The organism is Rhizobium sp. UGM030330-04, assembly GCF_003208455.1.
In the GTDB taxonomy this organism is placed as follows: Bacteria; Pseudomonadota; Alphaproteobacteria; order Rhizobiales; family Rhizobiaceae; genus Agrobacterium; species Agrobacterium rhizogenes_A.
This window is the reverse complement of sequence record NZ_QKML01000001.1, coordinates 318,268-332,587: the sequence shown is the minus strand read 5'-3', so window position 1 is coordinate 332,587 and position 14,320 is coordinate 318,268. Positions and strand designations below refer to the sequence as shown.

The following is a 14,320-nucleotide window of genomic DNA, read 5'->3' as shown; positions in this document are numbered from 1 at the left end:
GGCTGGCGTCAGCAGGCGAGATCGGCCACCACCGCGTCCAGAATGAGCATGCCGGACGGCGTGCAGCGCAGGCGGGAATTGCCGAGCCTCTCGACGAAACCGTGCTGGAGGAGGAATTCCTCCTTCTCCGGGTCGAGATCGCGGCCGGAAAGATCGCTCCAGCGGGCAAGGTCGATGCCTTCGCGCAGGCGAAGTCCCATCAGCAGCAATTCGTCGGCCTGTTCGTCGACACCCAGCATCTCCTGATCGACCATGCCATGGCCTTCCCGCTCGACGGTTTCGAGCCAGGTTTCCGGGTGGCGCTCGGTGGCGGTTGCGAGCTTGGAGGCGCCCCTCGTCAGGCGTCCATGCGCGCCGGGGCCGATACCGGCATAATCGCCATAACGCCAGTAGGTGAGGTTGTGGCGGCTTTCGGCGCCGGGACGGGCATGGTTGGAAACCTCATAGGCCGGCATGCCGTAACGCTCGGTGATTTCCTGCGTCGCCTCATAAAGCACGGCTGAATGCTCGCCATCCGGCACGATGAGCTTGCCGGCCTTGTGCAGCCCATAAAAGGGCGTGCCCTCTTCGATGGTCAGCTGATAGAGCGACAGATGGTCGACCGCATAGGAAACCGCCTCTTTCAGTTCGGCGTCCCATTCGGCCACCGTCTGGTTCGGGCGGGCATAGATCAGATCGAAGGACATGCGCGGAAAGATGTCCCGTGCCAGCCGGATGGCCTTCAAGGCATCGGCAACGTCATGCAGGCGCCCGAGGAATTTCAGGTCCCGGTCGTTCAGCGCCTGCACGCCAAGCGAGACGCGGTTGACGCCCGCCGCGCGGTAACCGCGGAAACGTTCCGCCTCGACGCTGGAAGGGTTGGCCTCCATGGTGATCTCGATACCATCGGGCACATGCCAGAAGCGCGAGACGCCATCGAGAACCGCACCCACCGTCTGTGGGTCCATCAGCGAAGGTGTGCCGCCGCCCATGAAGATGCTGGTGACGACCCGCGGGCCGCTGAGCGCCCGCATATGTTCCATCTCCCGGAGGAAGGCTGCGGTAAAGCGCTCCTGGTCCACCGGCCGGTGGCGGACATGGCTGTTGAAATCGCAATAGGGACATTTGGCCGCACAGAAGGGCCAATGCAGATAGATCCCAAAACCGGGATCGCCCGTATCCGGCAGAAGCGACGCGCCGGGGGCAGAAAGTTGATGCTCCCCGACCATCGGGTTCATGCCTCCAGGCAGGTTTCTACGAATTTCTTGAAGGCGCGGGCACGGTGTGAGAGTGCGAAGGCATCTCCGTGTTTCCAGCCGTGTTTTTCATCCGCCGTCATCTCGCCGAATGTGGTGTCATATCCTTCGGGTTTAAAGACGGGATCATAACCGAAACCGCTCGTTCCGCGCGGCGGCCACACGACAGTGCCTTCCACCTCGCCGCGGAAATATTCGAGATGCCCGTCCGGCCAGGCAAGGCAGAGCACGCTGACGAAGCGGCCCGTGCGATCTTCCGGCTTCGATGCGCCACGCTCGGCAAGCGCGTCCTCGACCTTCTGCATGGCCATGGCGAAGTCGCGCGTGCCGTCGGCCGTCTCCGCCCAATTGGCGGTGTAGACGCCAGGCGCACCATCCAGCGCATCGATGACCAGACCGGAATCATCCGAGAGGGCGGGCAGGCCGGAAGCCTTCGCCGACGCCAGTGCCTTGATGGCGGCGTTTTCCTCGAAGGTGGTGCCCGTCTCGTCCGGCTCCTCGAAGTTCAGCTCCGCCGCGGATTTGGCGGAAAAACCGAAAGGTCCGATCAGATCGGCGATTTCGGCGATCTTGCCCTTGTTGTGGCTGGCGACGACGATCGTTCTGGTATCGAGCTTGCGCATCACGCTTTCCTGTCGGCTCAGGCAATCGCCTGTTTCTGAAGGGCGACCAGCTCGCTGCATCCGGCCTTGGCAAGACCGAGCAGCGTCAGGAATTCTTCCTCGGAGAAGGGCGCGCCTTCCGCCGTCCCCTGCACCTCGACGATACCGCCGGAGCCGGTGATGACGAAGTTCGCGTCGGTTTCGGCGGAGGAATCCTCGAGATAATCGAGGTCGATCACCGGCTGGTTCGCGAAGATGCCGCAGGAGATCGCCGCGATATGGTCCTTCAGAACCTTCTCGACCTTGATCATGTTGCGGGTTTCCATCCACTTCAGGCAGTCATGCAGGGCAATCCATGCGCCGGTGATGGAGGCCGTGCGTGTGCCGCCATCGGCCTGGATGACATCGCAGTCAATGCTGATCTGGCGCTCGCCGAGTGCCTGCAGATCGACGACGGCGCGCAGCGAGCGGCCGATGAGGCGCTGGATTTCCTGTGTGCGGCCACCCTGCTTGCCAGCGGCGGCTTCGCGCTTCATGCGCTCGTGGGTGGAGCGCGGCAGCATGCCGTATTCGGCGGTCACCCAGCCCTTGCCGCTGTTGCGCAGCCACGGCGGCGTCTTTTCTTCAAGGCTTGCGGTGACGAGCACATGCGTGTCGCCGAATTTTACCAGACAGGAGCCTTCGGCATGTTTCGAGAAATTGCGCTCGAAGGAAACCTTGCGCATCTGATCGGTTTTTCTGCCTGAAGGCCGCATATGATCCACTCTCCATGTTGGTTCCTGCCTTCTAAGGCGAGGTCCGGGCTTTTGCAAAGCCAATTTCCATTTTGCCGCAGCCGTGCGACGCATTATATTGATGGAGACAGGATCTCGACGACAAAGAACGGACGAAATGGGTTTTTCTGCACCGCTTTCAAAAGATCAGGCATCGCTGCTGGATGAACGGTCACGGGAAATTTTCCGGCGCATCGTCGAAGGTTATCTCGATACCGGTGAGCCCCTGGGATCGCGCAGCCTCTCGCGGCTGTTGCCGATGTCGCTTTCACCGGCTTCCGTTCGTAACGTCATGAGCGATCTGGAGGAACTCGGCCTCATCTATTCGCCGCATATCAGCGCAGGCCGCCTGCCGACGCAGACGGGGCTGCGCTTTTTTGTCGATGCCTTCATGCAGGTGGGTGATCTGCCCGCCGAAGAGCGGGCGAGCATTGACCGGCAGATCGGCCCGGTGGCGGCCCATGAGCAGTCGCTGGAAGGGCTGCTGACAGAGGCGAGCCGCATGCTGTCCGGCATGTCGCGCGGGGCGGGTCTTGTGCTCACGGCCAAGAACGACGTTGTCCTCAAACATGTCGAGTTTATCCGGCTGGAACCCACCAAGGCGCTTGCCGTGCTGGTGGGGGACCACAATCAGGTTGAAAACCGCATCATCGAATTGCCGGCCGGTATATCCTCGTCGCAATTGACCGAGGCGGCCAATTTCATCAATGCCCATCTCTCCGGCCAGACGCTGCAGGAACTGCGCGGCCAGTTCCAGAAGCAGCGGGCTGAGCTGCAATCCGAACTCGGCACGCTGGCGCAGGACCTCATAGAACGCGGCCTGGCCGTGTGGGCGGGAGACAATGAGGACGGCAAGCTCGGCCGTCTCATCGTTCGCGGACGCTCCAACCTGCTGGAAGGGCTGGCCGGTGAAGAGGATATCGACCGTGTGCGCCTGCTGTTCGACGATCTGGAACGCAAGGAGAATCTGATCGAAATCCTCAATCTCGCGGAAACAGGCTCAGGGGTGAGGATTTTCATCGGCTCGGAAAACAAGCTCTTTTCGCTCTCCGGCTCATCGCTGATCGTTGCGCCCTATCGCGACGAGGACAACCGTGTCGTTGGTGCGGTCGGAGTTATCGGGCCGACGAGGCTCAATTACGCGCGCATCGTTCCCATGGTCGATTATACGGCGCAGATCATGGCCCGCCTTTCCCGTAAGCAGAGATAGGACTAGCCCGCAAGGTCAGGCAATGCGGCAAGCTTTTCGCCGCAAGCCTTGATTTTTGCCCGTCAAAGCTCGATATCGGGCGCAACCTACAACATTCAAATCTGGAGAACGTCATGACCGACGATACAAAAAAGCCCGGACCTGACGCGGACGTCGCCGAAGAGCTTGTCGAACCCGCGATCGCCGGGGAAGAGCCGACTGATGCTGCCGAACCCGATCCGGTGGAACTGCTCAAGGCCGAAAATGCCGATCTGCGTGACAAGTTCCTGCGCCTTGCCGCCGAAATGGATAATCTTCGCCGCCGCACCGAGCGTGACGTCAAGGACGCCAAGGCCTATTCGCTGGCCGGTTTTGCGCGGGATATGCTTGCTGTTTCCGACAATCTTCGCCGTGCGCTCGAGGCCATTCCCGATGAGCTCAAGACCAATGGCGAAGCCGGTCTCAATGGCCTGATCGAAGGCGTGGAGATGACCGAGCGTTCGATGCTGTCGACGCTGGAACGCCACGGCGTCAAGAAGATCGATGCCGAAGGCCAGAAGTTCGATCCGAATTTCCATCAGGCCATGTTTGAAATCCCCAACACGGCGGTTCCGAACAATACGGTGCTGCAGGTTATCCAGGCTGGTTTCACCATCGGCGACCGGGTCCTGCGCCCCGCCATGGTTGGCGTCGCCAAGGGTGGTCCAAAGGCGGAAGCCGCTGCTTCGGCCGAACCCGGCACGGCGTCGCTCAATGAAAAGGATGCCTGAGGCATTCCTGTCTGCGTAATAAAAAACGCGCCCTTGTGGCGCGTTTTTTATTGTCATGAAACCTGGGACAGGGCGTGCCTGATCAGGCAGCAGTCGCCTGTTCCTGGTTGAGGAAGGCATAGATTGCCGTATCGGAATCGGTGGCGCGCAGCTTGGCCACCAGTTCCGGGTCGCGCAGGGCGCGCGCAATTCTGGACAGCGCCTTCAGATGATCCGCGCCAGCGCCTTCGGGCGCAAGCAGCAGGAAAACCAGATCGACGGGCTGGTCGTCCAGCGCTTCGAAATCGACCGGCGTTTCAAGGCGTGCGAAAACACCAGTGATCTGGTGAATGCTGTTGAGCTTGCCATGGGGAATGGCGATGCCGTGGCCCACGCCGGTGGAGCCGAGCTTTTCACGCTGGAGGATGACGTCGAAAACTTCCCGTTCCGAGACTCCGGTAATTCTGGCTGCCTTTGCGGCCAGCTCCTGAAGCAATTGCTTTTTGGAATTCACCTTGAGGGCGGGAATAATCGCATCTTGTTGCAGCAAATCTGCCAACGCCATTCTCTTTTTCCTTCATGCCATCGAGACGATGCAGGAGGCAGATGCGCCTGTTGCGCTCCGCCTCCCACGTCTTGTCAGACTGTTCAGCTCTTGATCGTTTCCGCGTCGATCCAGCCAATATTGCCGTCATGACGTCGGTAGACGATGTTGAGATATTCCTTGCCGGGGCTGCGGAAGAGCAGAACCGGTTCGTCCGTCATGTCGAGCGCCATCACGGCGCTGGCGACGGACATTGTCTTGATCTGTTTCGAACTCTCCGCCACGATGGTGGGTGCGTAATCTTCAGGGACCTCGTGGTCCTCATCGGGAATGGCATCCATCACCGTATAGGCAATTTCAGTCAGCGCGCCGTTCGCGGCAGAACCATTGTGGTGGTCCTTCAGCTTGCGCTTGTAGCGACGCAGACGCTTCTCGATCCGCTCTGCGGCGGCATCGAAGCTTGCCTGCGGATCATTTGCCTGACCCGCCGCATGCAATACAACGCCCGTATCGAGATGCAGCTTGCAATCGGCGGCAAAACGCGATCCGGACTTCTCCACGGTCACTTGGCCTGAATACCCCCCATCGAAGTATTTGGTAACCGCCAGACCTATATTGTCCTCAATCCGCTGACGGAAAGATTCACCGATCTCCATATGTTTACCAGATACACGCACACTCATGGAAATTTTCCTTTTTGTAGTGATTTGCGAGTACCAGCTTACGTCAAGCCGCGCGCGCATCCAAGCGTTTCGAAGACCTTAAAAAGCCTTCATTCGAATTTTACGCCCATGGACGGTGGAGATGAATCCGTTACAAATGACCTTGCTTACGTGTGCGGCGGGCTTCTAGCCCCTGACGTGATAAGAGTCAATGGTGCGGCAAAAAAGCGCCCCAAACGTGATCGAGCCTGCCGCTTCAGAAGGCTGACAGCTTGGCGAGCGCTTTCTTTTCCCGGCGCCTCTGCACGGAGGAGGGGATGTTCATCGCCTCACGATATTTTGCGACGGTGCGGCGGGCGAGATCAACGCCGCTTTTCTTCAGATTGTCGACGATATCGTCATCGGAAAGCACGGCGTCAGCCGATTCCTGCGCAATCATCGCCTTGATGCGGTGACGCACCGCTTCGGCCGAATGGCTGTCGCCGCCTTCGACGGCGCTGATGGAGACACTGAAGAAATATTTAAGCTCGAACAGCCCGCGCGGCGTCAGCATGTATTTCTTCGACGTTACCCGGCTGACGGTGGATTCGTGCATCTTGATGGCCTCTGCCACCGTCTTGAGGTTCAGCGGGCGCAGGTGGTCGACACCATGGACGAGGAAGGCATCCTGCTGGCGTACGATTTCGGTCGCCACCTTCATGATCGTCCGGGCCCGCTGGTCGAGGCTGCGGGTCAGCCAGTGGGCTGTCTGCATGCACTCGGCAAGGAAATCCTGATCCTCTCCGGCACGGGCCTTGTGTTTCGATACTTCGGCGAAATAGCTCTGGTTGATGAGCACACGCGGCAGGGTCTCGGGATTGATTTCCACCAGCCAGCCGCCGGCGGAGGAGGGGCGCACGATGATGTCAGGGACAATCGTCTCTGAAACCGCCGAATCGTAACCTGCGCCGGGACGTGGGTTGAGCGTGCGGATTTCCGCCAGCATGTCGAGAAGGTCCTCCTCATCGACGCCGCAGAGTTTTTTCAGGGCAGCGAAATCCCGTTTCGCCAGAAGCTCCAGATTGTCGATAAAAGCCCGCATGGCAGGGTCGAGCCGGTCCTTCTGGGCGAGCTGGATTGCCAGACATTCGCTCAGCGAGCGGGAGAACACGCCGGGGGGATCAAACCCCTGAAGTGTCTTCAGAACCTGCTCTACCGTGGATGGCGCAGCCCCCAGCCGTTCGGCGACATCATCGACGGCATCTGCCGCGATATAGCCGGTCTCATCAAGTTGGCCGATCAGCGCATCGGCGATCATTCTGTCTTCGGCGGACGAAATGGCCAGTGGCAATTGCTGATTGAGATGGTCGCCAAGGCTCTGTTTTGCGGCGACGAAATCATCGAGATCATAGCTTTCACCGGACTCCTGTCCGGGCATGGATTTCCACTGGCTTGCCAGTTCGGGAGCATCGGCCTTTCTCGGCTCGGCATCATCAGGAAAAACATTTTCGAAGCTGGTATCGAGCTGCTCTCCAAGATTTGCGGCCCGATCGCCGTACCAGTCGTCGCTGTCGGCCGTCACTGCGGCGGCCCTGTCCGGCCCTTCGCCGTCGGTGTCGCCAAAATTCTCTGCATCCGCTGGGCTGTCTGCGCCCAAATCGCTGTCGTTTGCCGCAATTTCAAGCAGCGGATTGCGTTCCACCTCCTGCGCAATGAACTGCGTCAGCTCGAAATGCGTCATCTGAAGCAGCTGGATGGACTGCATCAGTTGCGGTGTCATCACGAGAGACTGGTTTTGACGCAGCAAAAGGCTGGCAGATAACGCCATGGCGGACGCGAAACTCCCTTTAAAGCTTCTCCATTGCCACAGTTTTCATAAATTTTGAGAAGGCAAAGAAACTTGGCCCAAAAATTGCTTTTTTATCTTGTTTGGTCAAGCGTCAGCACGGGGCGCGATGAAGAATCTTTCGCGCCCGGTGTCTTAAAGGCTGAAATTATTGCCGAGATAGAGGCGGCGTACATCCGGATTGTTGACGATATCGTCCGCGCGGCCGTGGGTCAGAACCTCGCCGGCGTGGATGATGTAGGCGCGATCGATGAGGCCGAGCGTTTCGCGGACATTGTGGTCGGTAATGAGAACGCCGATCCCGCGCGCAGTCAGGTGCCGGACGAGATTCTGGATGTCGCTGACGGAAATCGGGTCGACACCGGCAAAAGGCTCATCGAGCAGCATGAAGGTCGGATCAGTCGCCAGCGCACGTGCGATTTCCAGACGCCGCCGCTCACCGCCCGACAGTGCGACTGCCGGGGACTTGCGCAGCTGGGCAATGTGGAACTCTTCCAGAAGCTCATCGAGCTTGCGACTGCGCTTGGTGCTGTCGGGCTCATGGACCTCCAGTACGGCGCGGATATTCTCCTCGACCGTCAGCCCCCGGAAGATCGAGGCTTCCTGCGGCAGATAACCGACGCCGAGACGCGCACGCCTGTACATAGGCATGGTGGTGACGTCGTTGCCGTTGATGGCGATCTTGCCGCTATCGACAGGCACGAGACCGGTGATCATGTAAAAACAGGTGGTCTTGCCCGCGCCGTTCGGACCGAGCAGCCCCACCGCCTCTCCGCGGCGCACGACCAGCGACACGCCATTGACCACCCGGCGGGTGTTGTAGGTCTTCGTCAGGCCATGGGCGATCAGCGTGCCTTCATAACGGGCCTTGTCGGCCGGTGAGGCAGCTTCCGCGGAAGGATCACGCCCGCCGCCAAGAATTTTTGAGATCGAGGGTATCTTCACGAGAAAAGACTACTGTTTTTTCTGCGATTTCGGATCGAGCATGATCCGGACAGGGCCGCCACAGCTTTCGAGCTTGGCCTGTCCCGTATTCATCAGGACGGTCAGCTTGCAGCCAGTGAAGACATTCGTGCCCTCGGACAGGACGACCTGCTTGCCCGTCAGAATGAAGGTCTGCGCCGCCATGTCGAATTCGCCGTGATCCGCGGTGGCCTTCTGGGTCTCGGAGGTCAGATAGACATTATTGTCGACGAATATCTTTTCGATATTGGCGTCGCCGCTGGTGAGCGAAGAACCCTCGCCCTTGTAGTTGACCGTCATCTTGCCGGCCTGAAGCGTGGTTGTGCCCTGCACGACCTTCACATTGCCGGTGAAATAGGCCTTGCGCTCCTGATCACGGATTTCGAGCTGGTCGCTTTCAATCGCGATCGGCTGATCGCCGGAGAGCTTGACGCCCTGCATGTTGCTCGTGGTGTTCTGCGCGAAAGCCACGGTTGCAAGACACGAAAGAAAAAGACTTGCGGCTGCGAAGCCTGCGGATCTGCCAAGGGAAACGGGACGGGAAATTTGCATCATCTGGACCGGGCTCTCACTTGCCTTCATTTTTGATATTGGATGCAGCGATACGTGCCCGTACCTGCCCCGAAAATGTAATCGTCTTGCCATTATCGGCGATATCAATCGATTGCGCAACAATCGAGCCGTCGTTTGTTTTGATCGAAACGGGCTCCTTGCTGCTCATTTTTCCGGCCTTGAGATCGACGTCCGCGGACTGGAACTTCGCTTGTATGCCATTGCTGAGATTGATGTCAAAAGGGGCCGTCATCTTCAGCGTATTGGTGGCGCGGTCAAAAATGCCTTCCTTGGCGATCACCTGCGCGACACTGTCATTGACCGGAACGGCGGCCAGAACCTTCTCAAGCGTCATGAGGTTGGGGTTGGCGATATCCTGCAACGCACGGTCGGCGTTCATGGAGTAATCGATCCCCTTCTCGTTGCGGCCCGCGACGGCGGGTTTTTCCATCACGATCTTGCCGTCTTCGATCCTCGCGCTTTCCAGCGAAACCTCGTCGGGCGCCCAGGTTCGGATAACCGAAACGGCGATGAAGGCGAGCGAAATGACCGCCGCGCCAAGCGGCAGGATGATTTTCAGCCGCTTCACGCGCGCGGAATGCCTGAGCGCGCGCTCGTAGGCGCCGTTCTGGTCATGGGGCAGCGAAAATGCTGGCGCGGGTTCGCGGAGTCTTTCAAGCATAAGAGTGGATCCGGAAAACTTCCTGGGCGCCATTCTGGCGCGCAATTGAAGCTTGTATGTTTATCGTAATGTGTTTGGCACGAGTGCTTTGTCCTGCCAATATGGTTTTTGTCTGGAAAGGTGCAAGGGAAATGCGAATTTTATCGTAATTCTGGTTTCCTTATTGTTTCCTTGCGGCTTCGCGCTAGAAGAACCATATGGCCGTGAGGCAGGGTGGTGTCATAAGGCCGGATGGCAGAGGTTTTCAATGGATAATATGGCGATAGCGGATCGCAGGCGATTGCGCCGCAAGCTGACTTTCTGGCGGATTGCCGCTGTTTTCCTGCTCGTCGCCGGCGCCTTCGGTCTCTACCAGTTTTTGTGGGACAGGCCGCAGCAAAGCGCCAGACCACACATTGCCCGTGTCGAGATTTCCGGTCTGATCCAGGACAATACCGAACTTCTGGAACGGCTCGACAAGATCGCCAGGAGCGACAATGTCAAAGGGCTGATCGTGTCGATTTCCTCGCCCGGCGGCACCACCTATGGTGGGGAGCGCATATTCAAGGCCCTTCGCGGCGTGGCCGAAAAGAAGCCCGTTGTCTCCGATGTCCGCACGCTGGCCGCCTCCGCCGGCTATATGATCGCATCGGCCGGCGATGTCATTGTTGCCGGCGAAACCTCGATCACCGGCTCGATCGGCGTGATCTTTCAATATCCCCAGCTTGGCCAGCTGATGGACAAGCTCGGCGTCTCGCTGCAGGAAATCAAGTCTTCGCCCCTGAAGGCCGAGCCCTCGCCGTTCCATGAGGCGCCGGAAGAAGCGAAGACGATGATCCGCGCCATGGTGATGGACAGCTACGGCTGGTTCGTTGACCTTGTGGCCGATCGCCGCAAGCTGCCGCGCGAGGATGTGCTGAAGCTGGCGGACGGATCGATTTTCACCGGCCGACAGGCTCTTGCCAACAGGCTGGTCGATACGCTGGGCGGTGAAAAGGAAATTCGCGGTTATTTCGAAACACGCGGTGTCGCCAAGGATTTGCCGATCGTCGAATGGCGTGCGCCGTCGTCCCGTTCGCCTTTTTCGCTTTTCAGTGTTGCGCAAATAGCGAAGTTTCTGGGATATGACGATTTAATTCCCTTTGCGGGACCTGGCCAGCTCGGTGCGGACAAGTTGTTTCTTGACGGTCTTGTTTCCGTTTGGCAGGTTGAGCCGCGTTAAAAATCCAATCCTTTCAGGGGGCAACCGTGATCAAGTCTGAACTGGTGCAGATTGTTGCTGCGCGTAACCCGCACCTTTATCACCGTGACGTGGAAAACATCGTCAATGCGGTGCTGGATGAAATCACCGATGCCCTGGCGGCAGGAAACCGCGTCGAGCTTCGTGGCTTCGGCGCATTTTCGGTGAAAAACCGTCCGTCCCGCTCCGGGCGGAACCCGCGTACGGGTGAGTCGGTTTTCGTCGAGGAAAAATGGGTGCCTTTCTTCAAGACGGGCAAGGAACTGCGTGAGCGCCTGAACCCCGGTATGGGTGACGAAGAGGACGATTGATCGTTCTTGACGCTTGGCCACTGACGAGGCCGGCGGAACACCCGCAGCGATGGAGTATTGTCGGATGTCGAAAAAAATCATCAACCTCATCATCCTGCTTCCGCTGGCGATAATCCTCATCATCCTGTGCGTGGCCAACCGCCAGGCGGTGACGCTTGCGCTCAATCCCTTCCGGGAGGACAGTGTTTTGTCCTTCACCGCGCCGTTTTTCGTCTTCCTGTTTCTGGCGGTGATTTTTGGCGTGCTGCTGGGATCTGCGGCCACATGGTTTGCGCAGGGCAAACATCGCAAGCGCGCCCGTATCGAAGCGAAAGAGGCCGTCCGCTGGCATGATGAGGCGAACCGCCAGAAGGCGGCGGCAACCGCGCAGCTTCCGCATGCGGGACAGCTCCCGGCAAAGTGATGTAGCCGACATTCGTTCCGGCTCTAGGCGAGCGACGCGTGGAATGCTATTTGCTGCGCCATAAGACGCGGGCAGAAGCGGAAAGATTTCCATTGAAGAAAAAAGACAGCCGGCCGGGCAATCGTGCGCGTGCCGGGAGCGAGAAAAAACAGGTTCATGCCGCAAAGCCGGCACGCCGACCGGATTCAGCGCCGAAAAAGCGCGAGCCGGATGCCGTGCGCAGCGTGCCGAAGCCTTCGTCTAAAGAAAGGGTCAGCGTAGCGCCCGCGGTTGAGCAGGTGCCCGTGCGGCCCCTCAAGGAGCGCACAGGCGAACTGCCCGCAGAACAGGTTCCGGTCATTCTGGAATCGAGCGGCGCGGGCGATTTTCACCTGATCGACAGCGGGAATGGTCTGAAGCTCGAACAATACGGCGACTACCGCGTCGTCCGTCCCGAGGCGCAAGCGCTGTGGAAACCTTCGGTTCCCGATCGCGTGTGGCAGAATGCCGACGCTGTCTTTACCGGCGACACGGATGAGGACGGCATGGGCCGCTGGCGTTTTCCCAAGGCGGCGCTGGGTGAGACCTGGCCCCTGTCTCTGCTCGGCGTCGAATTTCTGGGCCGCTTCACGGCTTTCCGGCATGTCGGCGTCTTCCCGGAACAGATCGTGCATTGGGAATGGCTGAAACATGCCATCGAGACGGCTGACCGGCCGCTGAAGGTGCTGAACCTCTTCGGTTATACCGGGGTCGCCTCGCTGGTCGCGGCGGCGGCCGGCGCTGAAGTCACCCATGTCGACGCCTCCAAGAAGGCGATCGGCTGGGCGAAGGAAAATCAGGCGCTCGCCGGGCTCGAACAGGCACCGATCCGCTGGATCTGCGAAGACGCGATGAAATTCATCCAGCGTGAGGAACGCCGCGGCAACAGCTACGACATCATCCTCACCGACCCGCCGAAATTCGGCCGCGGCACCCATGGTGAAGTCTGGCAATTGTTCGACCACCTGCCGCTGATGCTGGATATCTGCCGGGAAATCCTGTCGCCCAGGGCGCTCGGTCTGGTGCTGACCGCCTATTCCATCAGGGCCAGCTTCTATTCGATGCATGAGCTGATGCGCGAGACCATGCGCGGCGCCGGTGGTGTTGTCGCATCCGGCGAATTGGTCATTCGCGAGGCCGGGCTTGACGGCAAGACGCCGGGCCGGGTGCTTTCCACCTCGCTGTTCAGCCGTTGGGAGCCGAAATGACGAAGGATATGCGCGAAAACACGACGCGCCGGGTTGGCCAGGTCAAGGAAGTGACCAGCCTCGCCAATCCCATCATCAAGGACATCAAGGCGCTCAGCCAGAAAAAGGGCAGGGAAGAGACCGGCACCTTCATGGCGGAAGGCCTGAAGCTGGTCATCGATGCGCTCGAACTCGGCTGGACCATCAAGACGCTGGTTTATGCCAAGGCCGCCAAGGGCAAGCCGCTGGTGGAGCAGGCGGCGGTGAAGACAGTCGCGTCAGGTGGCCTGGTGCTCGAAGTCAGCGAAAAGGTCATTGCCTCGATCACCCGCCGCGACAATCCGCAGATGGTCGTCGGCATCTTTGAACAGAAATGGAAGCCGCTGAAGGATATCCGTCCGGAAAAGGGCGAGACCTATATCGCGCTCGACCGGGTGCGCGATCCCGGTAATCTCGGCACCATCATCCGCACCGCCGATGCGGCTGGCGCCTCGGGCGTCATTCTGGTCGGCGACTGTACCGATCCCTTCTCGTTGGAAACCGTTCGTGCCACCATGGGTTCGGTCTTCGCCATGCCCGTGGCCCGCGCCTCGGTTGAGGAATTCCTGTCCTGGAAAAAATCGGCGCAGGTCAGTGTCGTCGCCACCCATCTTGCCGGTTCGGTGGATTATCGAAAAATCGATTATGCCGGCAAGCCGGTCGTGCTTTTGATGGGTAACGAGCAATCCGGCCTGCCGCCGGAACTGGCCGGCAAGGCCGATCAGCTGGCGCGCATCCCCCAGCAGGGCCGCGCCGACAGCCTCAATCTCGCCATCGCAACCGCCGTCATGTTGTTCGAAGCGCGGCGACATCTCCTCGAACTTGCTCCGGTGAAGTAATGGCCAAAGCGGCACTGTTTTCGAAATTCGGCCCGGCTCTTGCACTGATCGTCGCCGCACTGGTGCTGGACCAGATCGTCAAGCAACTGGTGGAAGCCTATCTGCCACTGCAGGAGATGGTGCCAGTGGTGCCGTTTCTGGCGCTTTACCGGACCTATAATCTCGGCGTCGCATTTTCGATGCTGTCGGACATGCAGGGCTGGTTCATCGTCAGCATGCGGCTCGTCATCGTGGTCTTCGTTCTGTGGCTGTGGCGCAAGACGGCGGCGGACCGTACCTTCGCCCATCTCGGCTTTGCCTTCATCATTGCGGGTGCGGCCGGCAATCTTCTCGACCGGTTTTTTTACGGACATGTCATCGACTACATCCTGTTTCACACGCCGACATGGTCCTTCGCGGTCTTCAATCTCGCCGACAGTTTCATAACCATCGGTGCGGCTTGCGTCATTCTTGACGAGTTTCTGCACGCCCGGGCGGCCAAAAAGTAAAATTTTAGGGTTTGGGCCAAACATATCAAAACCGCTGTCA

The 14,320-nt window shown here is 59.3% G+C and carries 17 protein-coding genes; 8 read left to right on the top strand and 9 right to left on the bottom strand.

Going from position 1 to position 14,320, the window contains the following annotated elements; genetic code table 11:
• Positions 1–8: 8 nt before the first annotated feature.
• From hemW to rph, 3 genes are read right to left on the bottom strand one after another with little or no spacing between them, the layout of a single operon-like run.
• Positions 9–1,208, bottom strand: coding sequence for a radical SAM family heme chaperone HemW (gene hemW / locus N434_RS01635; protein WP_065116109.1), 1,200 nt, complete (start codon positions 1,206–1,208; stop codon positions 9–11).
• A 5-nt stretch (positions 1,209–1,213) separates the two neighbouring features.
• A complete protein-coding gene (gene rdgB, locus N434_RS01630) occupies positions 1,214–1,858 on the bottom strand; it encodes an RdgB/HAM1 family non-canonical purine NTP pyrophosphatase (protein ID WP_065114695.1) in 645 nt (214 codons plus the stop codon).
• Between the two features lie 17 nt (positions 1,859–1,875).
• The gene (gene rph, locus N434_RS01625; RefSeq protein ID WP_065114696.1) at positions 1,876–2,592 is read right to left on the bottom strand and encodes a ribonuclease PH; all 717 of its coding nucleotides are present in this window, start codon (positions 2,590–2,592) and stop codon (positions 1,876–1,878) included.
• Between the two features lie 136 nt (positions 2,593–2,728).
• Between rph and hrcA the strand changes: the two genes are divergently transcribed.
• Complete coding sequence (gene hrcA / locus N434_RS01620) at positions 2,729–3,820, top strand: heat-inducible transcriptional repressor HrcA (protein WP_065114697.1); 1,092 nt, start codon at positions 2,729–2,731, stop codon at positions 3,818–3,820.
• 113 nt (positions 3,821–3,933) lie between these two features.
• The gene (gene grpE / locus N434_RS01615; RefSeq protein ID WP_065114698.1) at positions 3,934–4,569 is read left to right on the top strand and encodes a nucleotide exchange factor GrpE; all 636 of its coding nucleotides are present in this window, start codon (positions 3,934–3,936) and stop codon (positions 4,567–4,569) included.
• Between the two features lie 82 nt (positions 4,570–4,651).
• Here grpE and ptsN read toward each other — a convergent pair whose 3' ends face one another.
• The 6 genes from ptsN to lptC form a co-directional block, all read right to left on the bottom strand.
• Positions 4,652–5,113: a PTS IIA-like nitrogen regulatory protein PtsN gene (ptsN, locus tag N434_RS01610; protein WP_003503792.1), complete on the bottom strand. Its 462-nt coding sequence runs from the start codon at positions 5,111–5,113 to the stop codon at positions 4,652–4,654.
• A gap of 83 nt (positions 5,114–5,196) precedes the next feature.
• Entirely contained in the window at positions 5,197–5,775 is a 579-nt protein-coding gene (gene hpf, locus N434_RS01605) for a ribosome hibernation-promoting factor, HPF/YfiA family (RefSeq protein WP_065114699.1), read from the bottom strand.
• A gap of 235 nt (positions 5,776–6,010) precedes the next feature.
• Complete coding sequence (rpoN, locus tag N434_RS01600; protein ID WP_065114700.1) at positions 6,011–7,561, bottom strand: RNA polymerase factor sigma-54; 1,551 nt, start codon at positions 7,559–7,561, stop codon at positions 6,011–6,013.
• A gap of 153 nt (positions 7,562–7,714) precedes the next feature.
• Complete coding sequence (lptB, locus tag N434_RS01595; protein ID WP_065114701.1) at positions 7,715–8,524, bottom strand: LPS export ABC transporter ATP-binding protein; 810 nt, start codon at positions 8,522–8,524, stop codon at positions 7,715–7,717.
• A 9-nt stretch (positions 8,525–8,533) separates the two neighbouring features.
• Positions 8,534–9,097: an LptA/OstA family protein gene (locus N434_RS01590; RefSeq protein WP_065114702.1), complete on the bottom strand. Its 564-nt coding sequence runs from the start codon at positions 9,095–9,097 to the stop codon at positions 8,534–8,536.
• Between the two features lie 13 nt (positions 9,098–9,110).
• Positions 9,111–9,776 (bottom strand): LPS export ABC transporter periplasmic protein LptC, encoded by a 666-nt coding sequence (gene lptC / locus N434_RS01585; RefSeq protein ID WP_065114703.1) that lies wholly within the window; start codon positions 9,774–9,776, stop codon positions 9,111–9,113.
• Between the two features lie 247 nt (positions 9,777–10,023).
• On the opposite strand from lptC, the gene sppA reads away from it, so the two are divergent.
• The 6 genes from sppA (at position 10,024) to lspA (ending at position 14,280) form a co-directional block, all read left to right on the top strand.
• Complete coding sequence (gene sppA / locus N434_RS01580) at positions 10,024–10,977, top strand: signal peptide peptidase SppA (protein WP_110755655.1); 954 nt, start codon at positions 10,024–10,026, stop codon at positions 10,975–10,977.
• 2 nt (positions 10,978–10,979) lie between these two features.
• Complete coding sequence (locus tag N434_RS01575) at positions 10,980–11,306, top strand: integration host factor subunit beta (protein WP_262517148.1); 327 nt, start codon at positions 10,980–10,982, stop codon at positions 11,304–11,306.
• Positions 11,307–11,370: 64 nt separating this feature from the next.
• Positions 11,371–11,709, top strand: coding sequence for a LapA family protein (locus tag N434_RS01570; RefSeq protein WP_065114705.1), 339 nt, complete (start codon positions 11,371–11,373; stop codon positions 11,707–11,709).
• Between the two features lie 92 nt (positions 11,710–11,801).
• Complete coding sequence (locus tag N434_RS01565) at positions 11,802–12,935, top strand: class I SAM-dependent methyltransferase (RefSeq protein WP_110755953.1); 1,134 nt, start codon at positions 11,802–11,804, stop codon at positions 12,933–12,935.
• Entirely contained in the window at positions 12,932–13,792 is an 861-nt protein-coding gene (locus N434_RS01560) for a TrmH family RNA methyltransferase (RefSeq protein WP_065114707.1), read from the top strand. Before N434_RS01565 ends, N434_RS01560 begins: the two co-directional genes overlap by 4 nt.
• Positions 13,792–14,280, top strand: coding sequence for a signal peptidase II (gene lspA, locus N434_RS01555; RefSeq protein ID WP_065114708.1), 489 nt, complete (start codon positions 13,792–13,794; stop codon positions 14,278–14,280). Before N434_RS01560 ends, lspA begins: the two co-directional genes overlap by 1 nt.
• Positions 14,281–14,320: the final 40 nt, after the last annotated feature.